The organism is Roseateles violae, assembly GCF_030410485.1.
GTDB lineage: Bacteria > Pseudomonadota > Gammaproteobacteria > Burkholderiales > Burkholderiaceae_C > Roseateles_D > Roseateles_D violae.
In genome coordinates this window covers 44408-59602 of sequence record NZ_JAUHHC010000001.1, presented here as the reverse complement: position 1 = coordinate 59602, position 15195 = coordinate 44408, and the positions used below count along the sequence as shown (strand labels likewise).

Sequence of the window (15195 nt, the reverse complement as noted above, 5' to 3'; positions counted from 1 at the left end):
TGAAGCGGGGCCATGAAGCAGCGGGGCGGGCCCCGCCCGCTCAGCCCAGCGCCTCCTGCCGCCGGCGCTGGCCGCGCGCCAGCCAGGCCTGCGCGCCCTGGGCCCGGGCCAGTGCGGCGGCGCGCTCGAATTCGGCCGCGGCCTCGGCGCGCCGCTCGGGCAGGGCGGCCAGCGCGGCGCCGCGTTCGGCCAGCAGCACGCTCTCGAACTGGTGCTCGCCATTGGCGGCGATGCGCGCCAGCTGTTGCTCGATGCGGGCCAGCGCCTCGCCGGGCCGGCCGAGCCGGCCGAGGATCTCGGCCTCCAGCGTGGCGAACCAGGGCTGCCAGTTCTCGAAGCCGGTCTGCGCCCAGCCGGCCGAGCCGGCCTGCACCTCGGCCAGGCCTTGCTCCCATTGGCCCTGGCCATGGGCCAGCGCCCAGCCGCGCGCGATGCGCGCCATCGCGACGAATTCCGGGAAGCCCAGCTGGGTCGAGAAGGCGATGCAGCGCTCGGCCATCGGCAGCGCCTCCTCGGCATCGCCGCGCATCAGCGCGGTGTTGAAGTTGGCCAGCATTGCAAAGCCCAGGGTGTGCGGCTGGTTCAGCCCATCGGCCAGCAGCAGGGCCTCGGCGGCGATGCGCCGCGCCGCGTCCGAGAAGCCCAGCACCTGGGTGGACAGCGCCAGGTAGAAGCGGCCGAAGACGCCGAAGTCCATCAGATAGACCGGGTACAGCGCGGCGTCGCGCTGCGGCTCGTACAGCGCGGTCGACTCCGACAGATGGGCGCGTGCCCGCGCCGGCTCGCCCAGATGGAAGCGCACCATGCCGGCCATATTGTTGGCCGCCATCGCCGCCTCGGTGTCGCCGGCGCGCGCCGCGGCGGCCGCCAGCAGGCGCTCGACCAGCTCGGTGGCCGTCGCCAGCCGTGCGCGGCCCCAGTTGAACAGGCACCAGCCATAGCTGGTCGGGAACAGCCGCGGCTGGCCGGGCAGTTGCTGGCTGAGGCCGTAGGCGCGCTCCTGCACCGCGCCGAATTCGGCGCTGCCGGGGCCCAGCAGCACCATGGTCGTCGGGCCCAGCATCGACAGCAGGCCCAACTCGGCCGCATCGCGCTCGGGGCTGGGGGGCACCGGCTTCAGCGCCTCGACGCCGGCCCGCAGATGGCCGGCCGCCTCGCGCGGTGCGCCGCGCGACAGCGTCTGCGCGGCGGCGGCCAGCCACCACTCGGCCGCGCGCAGACCCTGGCCGGCGCGGGTCAGATGGCGCGCGGCCAGCTCCGGCTGGCGCTCGACGCGCTCGCGAAAGCCCGTCAGCAGCGCCTCGGCGACGCGGCCATGCAGCTCGGCGCAGCGCTTGGGCGACAGCGAGGCATAGGCGGTGTCCTCGACCAGCGCATGCTTGAACAGCAGCTGCGCGCCGTCCGCGCTGCGGGCCTGGATCAGGCCGCTGTCCAGCAGGGCCTGCAGGCCGGCCTGCAGCGCGTCGGCACCGTCGGCCGTGGCGGCGGCCAGTAGCTCGCGGTCGAACTCGCGCCCGATCACGGCGGCCAGCTGGGCCACCGGCTTGCCGGCCGGCGGCAGCCGGTCCAGCCGCGCGGTCAGCAGATCGACCAGGGTGTCGGGCACCGTGCGGCCGCCGCTGAGCGCGGCGACGCCGGCCTCGCGCGCATCGAGCAGCATGCGCGTCATCTCCTCGATGAACAGCGGCACGCCGTCGGTGCGCGCGACGATCAGGGCCAGCCATTCGGCCGGCATCTCGGCCTGCTGGGCCTGCTGGGTCGCGACCGCCTCGGCATCGGCATCGGCCAGGCGCTGCAGGCTCAGCTGCGCGCAATGCTCGCCCTCGCGCCAGGGCGGGCGGAACTCCGGCCGCGCCGTCATCAGCACCAGCATCGGCGCCTGCTCGCCGGCGGCCAGCAACTGCTCCAGCAGCTCCAGCGAGGTCGGGTCGATCCAGTGCATGTCCTCGACGATCAGCAGCAGCGGGCGGTCGTCGGCAAAGCCGGTGAAATAGCGCGTCAGCGCCTCCTGCTGGGCGCTGCCGACCTTCTGGTGCGTCAGCCCCGAGAAGTAATGCTTGAGCGCCTCCTTGGTCAGCTGCAGCTGCATCGGCGGCGGCAGCGCCAGCGGCGGATAGCGGCCCTCGGCCGGGATGCCCAGCAGGGCGGCGAACAGCGCGCATTCGGCCGGATCCTCGATGCCGGCGATGGTCAGCTGCGCCTCCAGCTTGTCCAGCTGCTCGGCCGGCGCATCGCCGCGCGCGATGCCGGCCGCCGCCGCCAGATGCTGGACGAAGGGCTGCAGCGCGCTGTTGACGTGAAAGGGCGAGCATTGCAGGCGCAGCAGGGTATGGCCCTGGGCCGGCAGCGCATGGTCGAGCGCGGTCACCAGCCGCGACTTGCCCAGCCCGGCCTCGGCCAGCACCAGCGCGCCGCAGCTGCGCCCGGCGGCCGCGCGCTGCCATTGCGCGCGCAGCGCCGCCAGCTCGGCCTCGCGGCCGACCATGGGCAGGCTGGCGTCGCGGCCGCGCCAGGCCGAGCGGCTGGCTAGCGAGCGCGCGCGGCGCAGCAGGCCGATCGCGATCGGCTGCTCGAAGCCCTTCAGCCGGTGCTCGCCGAAATCCTCGAACTCGAACTGCGCGCCGGCGATGCGCCGCGTGCCCGGTGCCACGCCGATGCAGCCGGGCGGCACGGCCGACTGCACGCGCGCCGCCAGATTCGGCGTGGTGCCGGCCAGCGCGACGCCCTGGTTCAGGCTGACCGCGACCATGCCGGTGGCCAGGCCGATGCGCAGCGACAGCTGCTCGCCCGGCGCCACCTCCATGCGCGTGACCTCGGCCACCAGGTCCAGCGCCGTGTGCAGCGCGCGCACCGCATCGTCCTCGTTGGCCGAGGGGTAGCCGAAATAGACGTCGACGCCGTCGCCGACGATGCGCGCGATGAAACCGCCATAGCGCGCCGCGATGCCGCGCACCGCCTCGTGGTAGCGGCCCAGCAACTCGAGCAGGTCGTCGGGGTCGACTCTTGCCGACAGATCGGTGGAACCGACCAGATCGCAGAACAGCACCGTCATCTGGCGGCGCGTGCAGCGCGGGGTGGCGTCCTCGGCCGGCATCGGCGCGCCGCATTGCGCGCAGAAGCGACTGCCCGGAGGCATGGCGGCTTGGCAGGCGGGGCAAAGCATCGGCGACTCCTAGGCTGAAGCGCGGGTGATGGCGACCGGGCGAACCGATTATGGGACAGCCTCGCGGGACGGAACAGCCGGCTGTGGCCGGACCGAGACGGCCCTCCGCAAGCCGGTGGACGGCCGCCGCGGCCCTATCATCGACCGACCTCAACACCGAGCAGCCGACATGAGCGAGCAGACGATACGTTTCGACGATGGCGCCGCCTACGAGCGCATGATGGGTCGCTGGAGCCGCCTGGTCGGCGAGCGCTTCCTGGACTGGATTGCCGTGCCGGACGGGGCGCGCTGGCTCGACGTGGGCTGCGGCAATGGCGCCTTCACCGAGCTGATCGTCGAGCGCTGCCGGCCGGCTCAGGTGCTGGCCTTCGATCCTTCACCGGGCCAGCTCGACTATGCACGGGGCCGTCTGGCGCCCGACGCGCCGGTGCTGTGGGGTGAGGGCGACGCGATGCGGCTGCCGGTGGCCGACGCCAGCGCCGATGCCGCGGTGATGGCCCTGGTGCTGTTCTTCGTGCCGGAGCCGGCGGTCGGCGTGGCCGAGATGTGCCGCGCGGTGCGCGCCGGCGGCGTCGTGGCCGCCTACCACTGGGACATCCTCGAGGGCGGATTTCCGCTCGCCGCGATCGGCGCGGAGATGCTCAAGCAAGGCCTGCCCCCGCGCCAGCCGCCCAGCGTGCAGGCCTCGACCCTGGAGGCCTCGGCGGCGCTGTGGCGCGCGGCCGGGCTCGAGCGGGTGCAGACCTGCCAGTTCAGCGTCCAGCGCCGCTTCGACGATTTCGACGAGTACTGGAACAGCGCGGCCGCCAGCAACACCCTGCGGCCGATGTTCGAATCGATGGACGCGGCCGGGCTGGCGCAATTGCAGGCGCGGGTGCGCGAGCGCCTGCGGGCCGGCGACGGGCCGCTAACCGTCAGCGCGCGCGCCAATGCGGTGCGCGGGGTCAAGGTCCAGGCGGTTCGCTAGCGCTGCATGCCCCAGCGCCGCACGCTCAGCCGCTCGGCCGTGTCGAACACCAGCTGCTCGACAATCAGGCCGATCAGGATCACGGTGGCCAGGCCGGCGAAGACGCGGTCGGTGTAGAGCTCGTTGCGGTTCTGGAAGATGTACCAGCCCAGGCCGCCTCGCCCGGAGGAGGCGCCGAAGAAGAGCTCGGCGGCGACTAGGGTGCGCCAGGCGAAGGCCCAGGCGATGCGCAGGCCGGAGAGGATGGCCGGCAGCGCCGAGGGCACGAGGATCAGCGCGACGAAGCGCAGGCCCGACAGGCCGTAGTTGCGGCCGGTCATGCGCAGGGTCTCGGGCACGGCCTGGAAGCCGGCGAAGGTGGCCAGCGCCAGCGGCCACAGCACCGCGTGGACCAGCACGAAGAGCAGGCTGCTGCGGCCGAGGCCGAACCACAGCAGGGCCAGCGGCAGCAGGGCGATCGCCGGCAGCGGATTGAACATCGCCGTCAGCGTCGCCAGCAGCTCGCGGCCGACCGCGGTCGACACCGCCAGCGCGGTCAGCACGAAGGCGGCCAGCACGCCCAGCGCATAGCCCTGCAGCAGCAGGGACAGCGAGAGGCCGGTGCGCAGCGCGAGCTCGCCGCTGCGCCAGCCCTCGACGAAGGCGAGCGTGGTCTGCGTGAAGGTCGGCAGCAGCAGCTCGTTGCCGGCCAGGCGCGCGGCCAGCTCCCACAAGGCGGCCAGCAGCAGCAGCAGCAGGCCGCGGCGCAGCGCGCTCAGGCCCAGCAGGCGGCGCGCCAGCGGCAGCCGCCGCTCTCGCGTGGCGGCCGGCAGCGGCGGCAGCGCGCGCTCGATCTCGGGGCGCGCCGGGGAGAGCCGGTGCACGGTGGCGATGCTGCCGCCGCTCATGCCATGCTCCCGAACAGCAGGCGGTGGATGCGCTGGGTCTGCGCCTGGAACTCGCGCGATCCGAGGCTGGCCGGGCCGAAGCGCTCGGCATCGAGCTCGGCGCGCACGCGGCCCGGGTGCGGCGACAGCAGCAGCACGCGGTTGCCCAGCAGCAGCGCCTCCTCGATCGAATGGGTGACGGCGATCAGGGTGAAGCGCTCCTGCTCCCACAGCGCCAGCAGCTCGTCCTGCATGCGCCGGCGGGTCAGCGCGTCCAGTGCGGCAAAGGGCTCGTCCATCAGCAGCACGCGCGGCGCCATGGCCAGCGCGCGGGCGATCGCGACGCGCGCCTTCATGCCGCCCGAAAGCGCATGCGGATACAGATGGGCGAAGTCGGCCAGGCCGACCTTGGCCAGCCACAGCAGCGCGCGCTCGCGCGCCTCGGCGCGGCCGCAGCGCCGGCTGGCCAGCAGCGGGAACTCGACATTGGCCAGCACCGTCTTCCAGGGCGGCAGCTGGTCGAATTCCTGGAACACCGCGATGCGGTCGGGCCCGGGGCCGCGCACCGGCACGCCGTCCAGCAGCACGCGGCCCGCGCTGGGCTGCAGAAAGCCGCCGATCGCCTTCAGCAGCGAGGACTTGCCGCAGCCGGAGGCGCCCAGCAGCACGAAGCGGTCGCCCTCCAGCACCTCGAAGTCGACCTCGTGCGTCGCGCGCACCAGGCGCTGCGGCGTCGCGTACTCCAGGCTCAGTGCCTCGACCTTCAGCAGCGGGCGTGCGGCCAGCGGCGCCGACGCGGGCTCGATCAGATGGGGGACGGCGCTCACCGCAGGCCCTCCTCAGTTCGCCGCCGCGTTGTGCGCGTCGTCGAAGAAATAGTCGCGCGCGGAAGACGGCCGCTGCTTGATCGCGCCGACCCGGTGCATGAAGTCGGCCAGCGCGAAGGTGTTCTGCGGCGTCAGCTTGAACTGCACCTCGGGGTTGCGGATGATGCGGATCAGGGTCTCCCGATCGATCTTGGACGCATTGGTGCGGATGAAGATGTCGGCGGCCTCCTCCGGCCGGCTGCTGGCGAAGGCGGCCGCCTCGGCCAGCGCGGCGACGAAGGCGGCATAGGTCTTGGGGTTGTCGCGGCGGAACTTCTCGGTGCCGTAGAGCACGGTCGCCGAGGCCGGGCCACCCAGCACCTCGTAGCTCTTCAGCACGATATGCGCCTTCGGATTGCCGGCCAGGCCCTGCTCCTGGTAGGGCGGGTTGCCGAAGTGGGCGTTGATCTCGCTGCCGCCCTTGATGATGGCGGCGGTCGCCTCCGGATGCGGCAGCGCGACCTGCAGCGCGTCGAGTTTGTTGTAGCTGGCATCGCCCCACAGCTTGGCCGAGGCGAGCTGCAGGATGCGCGACTGCACCGAGACGCCGACGGCCGGCAGCGCGATGCGGTCCTGCGGGCCGAAGTCGGCGATGCTGCGCACGGCCGGATTGATCGAGGTCAGGTAGTAGGGGAAGTTGCCCAGCGAGGCGATGCCGCGCACGTTCTGCTTGCCGGCCGTGCGGTCCCAGATCGTCAAGAGCGGGCCGACGCCGGCGCCGGCCACGTCGATATGACCGGACAGCAGGGCCTCGTTGACGGCGGCGCCGCCGGACAGCTTGACCGTCTCCACCTGGATCTCGAGGCCGGCCGCGCGGCCCTGCTTCTCGATCAGCTTCTGCTCCTGCGCGATGTTCAAGAGCAGGTAGACGATGCCGAACTGCTCGGCAATGCGCAGCCGGCCTTCGGCGCGGGCGGGCAGGGCATTCAGCGTGAGGCTCAGCGCCAGGGCGGCGCCGACAAACTGGATCAATGGGCGGTGCATGAGGACTCGTTCTGGTGAAGGGAAAGTTCAGGGAAAGGGCCGGTCGCCCTCGATCGTCGTGCGGTGCAAGAGGCGGCGCTGATCGTCCGGGCAGCCGCTGGCCAGATGGACGACCGAGCGGTTGTCCCAGAACACCAGGTCGCCGGCCTGCCAGCGATGGCGGTAGACGAAGTCCGGCTGGGTCGAATGGGCGAACAGCTGGGCCAGCAGATCGCGGCTCTCGTCCTCGGGCAGGCCGACGATGCGGGTGGTGAAATGCTCGGAGACAAAGAGCGCGCGGCGGCCGTTCTCCGGATGGCGGCGCACGACCGGCTGTACGACCGGCTGCACCGCGGCGATCTGCTCGGCCGTCAGCGCCGGCCGCCAGGGATTGCGCTTGCGCAGCTCCTCGTACCTGGCCAGATAGCTGTGCTCGGCCTGCAGGCCCTCGATCTTGCGCTGGATGGATGCCGGCAGGCGCTGCCAGGCCAGGTGCTGGTTGGCAAATAAGGTGTCGCCACCCTCTTGCGGCAGCTCGATCGCCAGCAGCATCGAGCCCAGGCTGGGCAGTTCCTTGTAGGAGAGGTCCGAATGCCAGTAGTGGCCGGCATCGCCCAGGCCCAGCGGCCGGCCCTGCGCGTCGCGCACATTCGACACGACCAGCACCTCGGGCTGCTGCGGCAAGAGGAACTGCTTCAGCACATGGATCTGCAGCGGCCCCCAGCGGCGGCTGAAGGCGACCTGCTCGGCCGGGGTCAGGGCTTGCGAGCGGAACACCAGCACATGGTGTTCCAGATGGGCGCGATGCAGGCGCGCGAAATCGGCGGCCGAGACCGGCCGAGCGAGATCGAGGCCCACCACCTCGGCGCCCAGCGGGCCGGCAAAGGGGCGGATCTCGAAGTCGGCGTCGCGTGTATCCGCGGCGGGGAGGGACGGAGAGGGGACGGTGGCGGTGGCAGTCATGGCGCCCACTCTAGGAAGCGCCGCGCGCGCGGCCAAGGAAGCGCTGCGCAGATCGAAACACGCTGGCCGCATAAGCGGCCCGCCGGCGTCGTTCATGCGTCCCGCGTCTATCGATCGACGCAAGCCTTCCTTGGCGGGCGAGCCGCCGCCGCCTAGGCTTCGCTCATAGTTCAACCCAACAGGAGCCTCTGCATGAGCATCGCCGCCGTCAATGTGCGCAACCAGTTCCGCGGCACCGTCCGCGAAATCATCGAGGGCCCGGTCGTGTCCGAGGTCGATGTGCAGACGCCCTCGGGCCTGGTCGTCACCTCGGTGATCACCACCCGCTCGGTCAAGGAGCTGGGCCTGGCGCCGGGCCGCGAGGTCGTCGCCCTGGTCAAGTCCACCGAGGTCTCTCTGGCGACGCTGTGAGCGCGATCGCCGCCGATGTCTGCCCGCGCACGCCGCGGCTGCTGATCGTGCCGGGCCTGCACGACAGCGGGCCGGCGCATTGGCAGAGCTGGCTGGAGCGCGGCGATCGCGCGGCGACCCGCGTCGTGCAGCGCGATTTCGCGCACCCGGACCTGGCGCGCTGGTCGGCCCGCATCGACCGCGTGCTGGAGACGGCCGGCGAGGAGGGCGGCCGCTGGATCGCCGTCGCGCACAGCTTCGGCACGCTGGCCCTGGTCGACCATCTGCGCCGCCGGCCCGATTCGCCGATCCGCGAGGCGCTGCTGGTTGCGCCGGCCGACCCGGACCGCTTCGGCATCGCCGAGGCACTGCCGCATCGGCCGCTGGGTCGGCCCCTGCGCCTGATCGCCAGCCGCAACGATCCCTGGATGAGCGCGGCCAATGCGGCGCGCTGGGCCGCACGCTGGGGCGCCAGCCTCAGCGATCTGGGCGCCGTCGGCCATATCAATACCGAGGCCGGCTTCGGGCCCTTCCCGCTGGCGCGCCAGTGGGTCGAGGCGGCGCGGGCCCGCGCGGCGCGCGAGCGGCGGGTGGCGCTGGCCGAATGGCGCGAGTGGAGCTTCGCGATCTGAGCGGGGTGCTCGCTTCCTTCATATCCTTAGCGAGATTTCTTGGAGGACAGGCGGGCGCCGGCTTCGAATAATGGCCTGCCGACAACAACCCGCCCCGTCCTCGTGAACTTCCAGCAACTGCGTGCCGTGCGCGAAACACCGCGCCATGGCTTCAATCTGACCGAGGTGGCCGAGGCGCTGCACACCTCGCAGCCGGGCATCAGCCGACAGATCCGCGAGCTCGAGGACGAGCTCGGCATCCCGCTGTTCGTGCGCGCCGGCAAGCGCCTGACCGGCCTGACCGAGCCGGGCCAGAAGGTGATCGCCATCGTCGAGCGGCTGATGCACGAGGCCGACAATCTGCGTCGCGCCGGCGACGATTTCGCGCGCGCCGGCCGCGGCGTGCTGCGCATTGCCGTCACCCACAGCCAGGCGCGCTATGCGCTGCCGCCGGTCGTGCGCGACTTCCGCGCCGCGCATCCGGAGGTCAGTCTGCATCTGCAGCAAGGCTCGCCGCAGCAAGTCGCGCAGCGCCTGCTCGACGGCGAGGCCGATGTCGGCATCGCGACCGAGGCGCTGGCGTCCTACGAGGCCCTGGTCGCGCTGCCCTGCTACCGCTGGACCCATGCGGTGATCACGCCGCCCGATCATCCACTGGCGCGCGAGGCTGCCGCCGGCCGGCCCGTGAGCCTGGCGCGGCTGGCGCAGTTCCCGCTGATCACCTACGAGCCCGGCTACACCGGCCGTGCCCATATCGACGCGGCCTTCCGCGGCGCCGGCCTGCAGCCGGAGATCGTGCTGTCGGCGATGGATGCCGATGTGATCAAGACCTATGTCGATCTGGGCCTGGGCGTCGGCATCGTGGCGGCGATCGCCTACGACGAGGAGCGCGACCGCCATCTGCGCGCGCTCGATGCGCGCCATCTGTTCGCCGACAACCTGACGCGGCTGGCGGTGCGCCGCGACGCCTATCTGCGCGACTATGTCTACGCCTTCATCGAGACCTTTGCCGCGCCGCTGACGCGCGAACTGATCGAGGCGCAGCGCGCCGAGCCGGCTGGGCCGGCGGTCGCGGCGCAGCCGGCAGTGCAGTCGCCGCCGGCCCAGTCGCCCCTCCAGGCCGTGCCGGCCTGAGCGGCGCATCCCCCGCGGCCGGCCGCCGTCGCGTGCGATTCTTCACAGGCGGCGCCTGCCGCCCGGGCCCTTGTCGTAGACCGGCAATGGCCTGTCGTGGAAGGACAAAGGCGCTGGACCGCTGAGTTCCTAGCATCGCGGATGGCCCCGGGCCAGTGCTGCGAGCCGGGCTCGCGCGCCGGTCCGGCCGATCGCATCCAGGATTCCGGGGAGATAGGAACTTGTCCTTGACCCTCTCTGCCGGGCGCCATGGCGCCCTTGCCGCGCGGCCCGCTTGGCCCGCGGCCCGCGCATGCTGACGCGGCGCCTGCCCATGCTGCGCGGCCTGGTGGCCGCGGTCTGGCCCTGGCTGTGCATCATCGTCGCCCTGGTCGCGCTGGCCGGCTTCAGCGTCGACACCCTGTCCGCCGCGCGCGCCTTCGTCGGCGGCGAGAGCCTGTGGTCGAAGGCGCAGAAGCAGGCGCTGTCGCATCTGGAGCGCTATGCGCGCAGCGGCCGCCCGGCCGAATACGCCGGCTTCGAGCGCGCGATCGCGCTGCCGCTGGGCGACCGCCGCGCGCGGCTGGCGATGGAGGCCCAGCCGGTCGACCGCGACGAGGTGATGCAGGGCTTTCTGCTCGGCGGCAATCATGCCGACGACGTGCCCGGCATGGCGCGGCTGTTCCTGCGCTTCAACAACTTCGGGCCGGTGGCCGAAGCCGTCGATGCCTGGCGCGCCGCCGACGCGGGCCTGCTCGCGCTGATGCGCATCGGCCGGCAAATGCGTGAGGCGCACCGCAGCGGCGCCGGATCCGAGCGCCTGCCGGCGCTGCTGGACGAGGCCATCGCCGTCGATGCCCAGCTGACGCTGCAGGAGCAGCGCTTCTCGGCCGCGCTGGGCGAGGCCTCGCGCCAGGTGCAGACGGTGTTGCTGGCCACCACCCTGGTGCTGGCGCTGCTGCTGACCGGCCTGGGCCTGTGGCTGACCGGCCGCCTGGTCCGGCGCGAGCAGGGCGCGGCGGCCCAGCTCTCGCACCAGGCCAGCCACGACGCGCTGACCGGGCTGATGAACCGGCGCGAGTTCGAGCGCCGTGCCGCGCTGGTGATCCGCGATGCGCGCGCCGGCGTGCCCGCGCATGCGCTGCTGTATCTGGATCTCGACCAGTTCAAGACCGTCAACGACAGCTGCGGCCATGCGGCCGGCGACGAGCTGCTGTGCCAGGTCGCGCAGCTGCTGAAGGCGCGGCTGCGCGCCGGCGACGCGCTGGCGCGGCTGGGCGGCGACGAGTTCGGCATCCTGCTCGATCGCTGCGGCCCGGACAACGCGCTGCGCATCGCCGAGCAGCTGCGCGCTTCCATCGTCGACTTCCGCTTCATCTACGCCGGCCGCGTGTTCGCGATCGGCGTCAGCGTCGGCCTGGTCCAGCTCGACACCGGCATGCAGCGCCTGTCCGATGCGATGGATGCCGTCGACGCCGCCTGCTACCAGGCCAAGGCGCAGGGGCGCAACCGCGTGCAGGTCCACCGCGCCGGCGATGAGCACGCCGGCGCGCCGCCGACGCCCTGGGCCAGGCGCATCGAGACGGCGCTCGAGCAGGGGCGGCTGTGCCTGCACGCGCAGGCCATCGAGCCTGCCGATCCGACGCTGGCGGACCGCGGCGCGCAGCTGGAGCTGCTGCTGCGCATGCAGGACGTCGACGGCCGCCTGCTGCCGCCGATGGCCTTTCTGCCGGCGGCCGAGCGCCACCAGCTGATGCCGGCCATCGATCGCTGGGTCGTCGCCAGCGCCTTCGAGGCGATCGCGGCCCGGGGCGCGCAGGCGCCGCAGCGCTGCGCGATCAATCTGTCCGCGGCCAGCCTGGCCGACGAGCAGTTCGCCGATTTCGTGCGCGAGCAGCGCCGGCGCAGCGGCATCGCGGCCGAGCGCATCTGCTTCGAGATCGACGAGGCGGCGCTGATGGCGACGCTGCACGCCGAGGGCTTCCGCTTCGGGCTGGACAACTTCGGCTCCGGCATGGCCGCCTTCGCCCCGCTGCGCAGCCTGCCGCTGGACTATCTGAAGATTGACGGCGGCCTGGTCAAGGATCTGCTCGTCGACCCGCTGGCCGAGGCGACCGTGCGCGCGATCCAGCAGATCGCCGCGACGCTGGGCCTGCGCACGATCGCCGCCTTCGTCGACGGCGAGGCGATGCGCCGGCGCCTGCACGAGCTCGGCATCGACCAGGTGCAGGGCTTCGGCATCGCGCGACCGGCGCCCTTTGTTGCGGCCGCGGCGGACGAGGAGGCGCGGGCGCGAGTCTGATCGGCTGTCCACGCAGCACGAGGTTAGCGCCGGCGGCAAGGGCCCGAACGTGATGCTTTTGGCCCGTGCGCCGCGGCCCGACTCAGCGTTTTCCCCGTCCCCATCGGGATCGTGCCGAGTTTCGGTGAGAATAGCGGCCGCCCGAGATGGTCGGGCATTATCGAGATGAGATCTGAATGAACAAGACCGAACTGATTGAGCACCTGGCCGCCAAGCACACGCTGACCAAGGCCGAAGCTGGCCGCATCGTCGAGACCCTGCTGGACGCCGTGGTCACCACCGTCAAGAAGGGTGGCGTCGTCTCCATCCCCGGCTTTGGCTCCTTCAAGCAACACGCCCGCGCCGCCCGCACCGGCGTGAACCCCAGCACCGGCGACAAGATCAAGATCGCCGCGGCCAAGCTGCCGAAGTTCACCCCGGGCGCCGGCTTCAAGGCCGCCGTCGATCCGAAGGCTGCTGCTCGCAAGGCCGCCAAGGCCGCCGACAAGCCCGCCGCCAAGGCCGCTGCGAAGCCGGCCAAGAAGGCCGCCAAGAAGTAAGCCACCGCGCCGAGCAAGCAAGGCCGGGCGCTCTGCGAGCGCCCGGCTTTTTTTGCGTCGGCGCCTCAGCCCAGCAGCGCGAAGTGCTCGACCTTGGGCGGCTCGGCAAAGAAGGGGCCGACGAGCGCGCGCCATTGCGGGAACAGCGGGCCGCCGCGGAAATGCTCGGTATGGTCCTCCAGCGTCTGCCACTCGATCTGCAGCAGATAGCGCTCCGGCGATTCGATGCCGTGCTGGACGCTGGCCGTGATGAAGCCGCGCGCCTGGGCGATCACCTCGGCCAGGCCGCGATGGATCGCGGCCTCGAAAGCGGCCTGCTGGCCGGCGTGGATGCGGATGTCGGCGACTTCGAGAATCATGGCGGGCAGACCTTCTTGCTGTTGCGCTTGGTTCGAATGCTAGCGCTGGCGCCAGTCGGCCAGGCCCTGCAGCCAGCTGCCGGCCTCCTGCTCCAGCCAGTCGCGGGCGCGCGGCTGGGCGCGCAGATGGGCATCGAAGAAGGCCACGCTGGCGTTCTCGATCGCCAGCGCCTGCAGCTGGATGTCGGCGCCGCCGCGCGGGCCGAAGATCGCGCCGCCGCCCATGCCGCCACCCATGCCGCCGCCACCACCACCGCGGCGCTGGCGTCCGCCGCCGCCCATCATCATGCCGCCATCGGCGGCATCGTCATGGTCGAGCCCGGGCGGGCCGGCCAGCTGGGCGTGGCTGGCGCTGGTCAGCATCATCAGATAGTGGCGGCCATCGGCCGGCAACTGCTCGAAGAGCTGCATCCGCTGCTGCGGCGTGCCCTCGAACAGGCCGCTGGGATCGATATCGCGCCGCGAGCCGATCGCCAGCAGCGGGCCGCTCGGGATGGTCGGCGCTGCTTGTTGTTGCACCGAGCCGGGCGCGGCCGGCGGCAGCGGGCTGACGATCAGCCGGGCGCGGATGCGCGGCGTCGCCACGGGCGCGGCGTCGGCCATCCAGGCGGTCAGCGCGCCGAGTTCGTAGCCGGCCAGCGCGATCTGCTCGAAATCGACGCGGGTCCACAGCGAGTCACCGGCCGCCGCGCGCCGGCGCGCCTCGGTCAGCACCGCGTCGAGCACCAAGAGGCGCTGCTGCTGCAGCTCGGGCTGCAGATGGTGGCGGGCCAGGCCCTTGAAGTCGGCGGCGCGGGCCAGGTCCGAGGACCAGGCGCGCGCATCGACGTCCAGCGGCTGCACGCTAAGCACCGCGTAGCCGGCGCGCGCCCAGGCCTGGCGCCAGCGCGCGCCGGCCTGCGCCGATTCACCCAGGCCGGGCATATAGACGATCAGCGGCAGCTGGCGGCCGCTGCCGGCAAAGGCCAGGCTGACCGGCACCAGCTCGCCGCGCACGATCCACTGCTGCAGCGCCAGGCTCAGCGGCCCGGGTTCGTCGCGCTGGTAGGCGCCGGCATGCAGCGCGGCCATGCGCTGCTCGAGCTGCAGCTGTTGAGGACTGACCCCGCCGCGCTGCGGCCCGCGGCGATCGCCGGCACAGGCTTGCAGCAGGGGCAGCGAAGACGCGCTGAGAAGAAGGAGGGCAAGGCGGCGTGAGATCGGCATCGGCCGATTGTGCGATGGCCGCGTTGCCGGCTCGCAAAGAGGAACCCTTGCTCGTCGCCTCAGTCCTCGCAGGCCGCCAGCAGCGCCATGGTCTCGTCGATCACGCGCTGCGGCTGCTCGCGCTGCGGTGCATGGCCGCAGCCGGCCAGCACGCACAGCCGCGTGCCCGGCCGGAGGCGCGCGATCGCCTCGATCTGCGCCAGGGTCGCGTACTCGTCGTCGATGCCTTGCAGGGCCAGCACCGGGCAGGCCAGGGTGCGCAGATCGGCCTCGATATTCCATTGCTGGAAATCGGGGTTCAGCCAGGCATCGTTCCAGCCGAAGAAGGCCGAGTCGGTGTCCGCATGGTGGCGGCGCAGCGCGGCGCGCAGGCTGCCCTGCTCATAGGCCTGGCGCGCGCGGCGCAGGCCCTCGAACGTGATGGGCTCGATGAACAGATGCGGCGCCATCGCGACCAGGCCGCGCACGCGCTCGGGAAAATAGGCGGCCAGCAGCAGGGCCAGGCTGGCGCCGTCGCTGTGGCCGAACAGAAAGAGCCGCTCGCCCCGCAGGCCCAGTGCGTCGAAATAGGCGGGCAGCGCGCGCGCCTGCTCCTGCAGATAGTCGCGCGGCCAGGGCGCGCTGCGCGGCGTGCTGCGGCCGTAGCCGGGGCGGGAGAAGACGAGGCCCGGGCAATCGGCCGCCTCGCACAGCTGCCGCGGGAAATCGCGCCATTGCGCCAGCGAGCCGAGGCCCTCGTGCAGGAAGACGATCAGCGGGCGCCTGCCGCGCGCGGCCGGGTTCAGCCATTGCGTCTCGATCTGGACCTGGCCGCCCAGCCAGGGAGCGGCTTGCAGAAACGGTGCGGATTCATCCATGCGGCGATTGTGCCGGCGGCGATACTTGCA

14 protein-coding genes are annotated in these 15195 nt (G+C 72.2%); 6 read left to right on the top strand and 8 right to left on the bottom strand.

All coding sequences use genetic code 11. The features are described from left to right. Positions 1-40: 40 nt before the first annotated feature. Positions 41-3136 carry an AAA family ATPase gene (locus QWJ38_RS00290; RefSeq protein ID WP_290357035.1) on the bottom strand — a complete coding sequence of 1032 codons (3096 nt, stop codon included), beginning with the start codon at positions 3134-3136 and terminating at the stop codon, positions 41-43. A gap of 196 nt (positions 3137-3332) precedes the next feature. Here QWJ38_RS00290 and QWJ38_RS00285 point away from each other — a divergent pair, with 196 nt between their 5' ends. Then, positions 3333-4130, top strand: a complete 798-nt coding sequence (locus QWJ38_RS00285) for a class I SAM-dependent methyltransferase (protein WP_290357034.1) — start codon at positions 3333-3335, stop codon at positions 4128-4130. Here the strand turns inward: QWJ38_RS00285 and QWJ38_RS00280 are convergent. Genes QWJ38_RS00280 through QWJ38_RS00265 form a run of 4 tightly spaced genes read right to left on the bottom strand, consistent with a single transcriptional unit; the run spans position 4127 to position 7788 of the window. Next, complete coding sequence (locus tag QWJ38_RS00280; protein WP_290357033.1) at positions 4127-5017, bottom strand: ABC transporter permease; 891 nt, start codon at positions 5015-5017, stop codon at positions 4127-4129. The genes QWJ38_RS00285 and QWJ38_RS00280 overlap by 4 nt on opposite strands. Further along, positions 5014-5823: an ABC transporter ATP-binding protein gene (locus tag QWJ38_RS00275; RefSeq protein ID WP_290357032.1), complete on the bottom strand. Its 810-nt coding sequence runs from the start codon at positions 5821-5823 to the stop codon at positions 5014-5016. Before QWJ38_RS00275 ends, QWJ38_RS00280 begins: the two co-directional genes overlap by 4 nt. Positions 5824-5835: 12 nt before the next feature. Next, positions 5836-6846, bottom strand: a complete 1011-nt coding sequence (locus QWJ38_RS00270) for an ABC transporter substrate-binding protein (protein WP_290357031.1) — start codon at positions 6844-6846, stop codon at positions 5836-5838. Positions 6847-6873: 27 nt separating this feature from the next. Next, complete coding sequence (locus QWJ38_RS00265; protein WP_290357030.1) at positions 6874-7788, bottom strand: TauD/TfdA dioxygenase family protein; 915 nt, start codon at positions 7786-7788, stop codon at positions 6874-6876. Positions 7789-7980: 192 nt separating this feature from the next. On the opposite strand from QWJ38_RS00265, the gene QWJ38_RS00260 reads away from it, so the two are divergent. The 5 genes from QWJ38_RS00260 (at position 7981) to QWJ38_RS00240 (ending at position 12743) form a co-directional block, all read left to right on the top strand. Beyond that, positions 7981-8199 carry a TOBE domain-containing protein gene (locus tag QWJ38_RS00260; protein ID WP_290357029.1) on the top strand — a complete coding sequence of 73 codons (219 nt, stop codon included), beginning with the start codon at positions 7981-7983 and terminating at the stop codon, positions 8197-8199. Further along, complete coding sequence (locus QWJ38_RS00255; protein WP_290357028.1) at positions 8196-8810, top strand: RBBP9/YdeN family alpha/beta hydrolase; 615 nt, start codon at positions 8196-8198, stop codon at positions 8808-8810. Before QWJ38_RS00260 ends, QWJ38_RS00255 begins: the two co-directional genes overlap by 4 nt. A 102-nt stretch (positions 8811-8912) precedes the next feature. After that, the gene (locus QWJ38_RS00250) at positions 8913-9923 is read left to right on the top strand and encodes a CysB family HTH-type transcriptional regulator (protein ID WP_290357027.1); all 1011 of its coding nucleotides are present in this window, start codon (positions 8913-8915) and stop codon (positions 9921-9923) included. Between the two features lie 292 nt (positions 9924-10215). Then, positions 10216-12204, top strand: a complete 1989-nt coding sequence (locus QWJ38_RS00245; RefSeq protein ID WP_290357026.1) for an EAL domain-containing protein — start codon at positions 10216-10218, stop codon at positions 12202-12204. 176 nt (positions 12205-12380) lie between these two features. Further along, positions 12381-12743, top strand: coding sequence for an HU family DNA-binding protein (locus QWJ38_RS00240; protein WP_290357025.1), 363 nt, complete (start codon positions 12381-12383; stop codon positions 12741-12743). A 65-nt stretch (positions 12744-12808) separates the two neighbouring features. Here the strand turns inward: QWJ38_RS00240 and QWJ38_RS00235 are convergent, their stop codons facing one another. Genes QWJ38_RS00235 through QWJ38_RS00225 form a run of 3 tightly spaced genes read right to left on the bottom strand, consistent with a single transcriptional unit; the run spans position 12809 to position 15165 of the window. Next, entirely contained in the window at positions 12809-13102 is a 294-nt protein-coding gene (locus QWJ38_RS00235) for an antibiotic biosynthesis monooxygenase family protein (protein WP_290357024.1), read from the bottom strand. A 39-nt stretch (positions 13103-13141) separates the two neighbouring features. Then, complete coding sequence (locus tag QWJ38_RS00230; protein ID WP_290357023.1) at positions 13142-14308, bottom strand: alpha/beta hydrolase; 1167 nt, start codon at positions 14306-14308, stop codon at positions 13142-13144. 59 nt (positions 14309-14367) lie between these two features. Further along, complete coding sequence (locus QWJ38_RS00225) at positions 14368-15165, bottom strand: alpha/beta fold hydrolase (protein WP_290357022.1); 798 nt, start codon at positions 15163-15165, stop codon at positions 14368-14370. Positions 15166-15195: the final 30 nt, after the last annotated feature.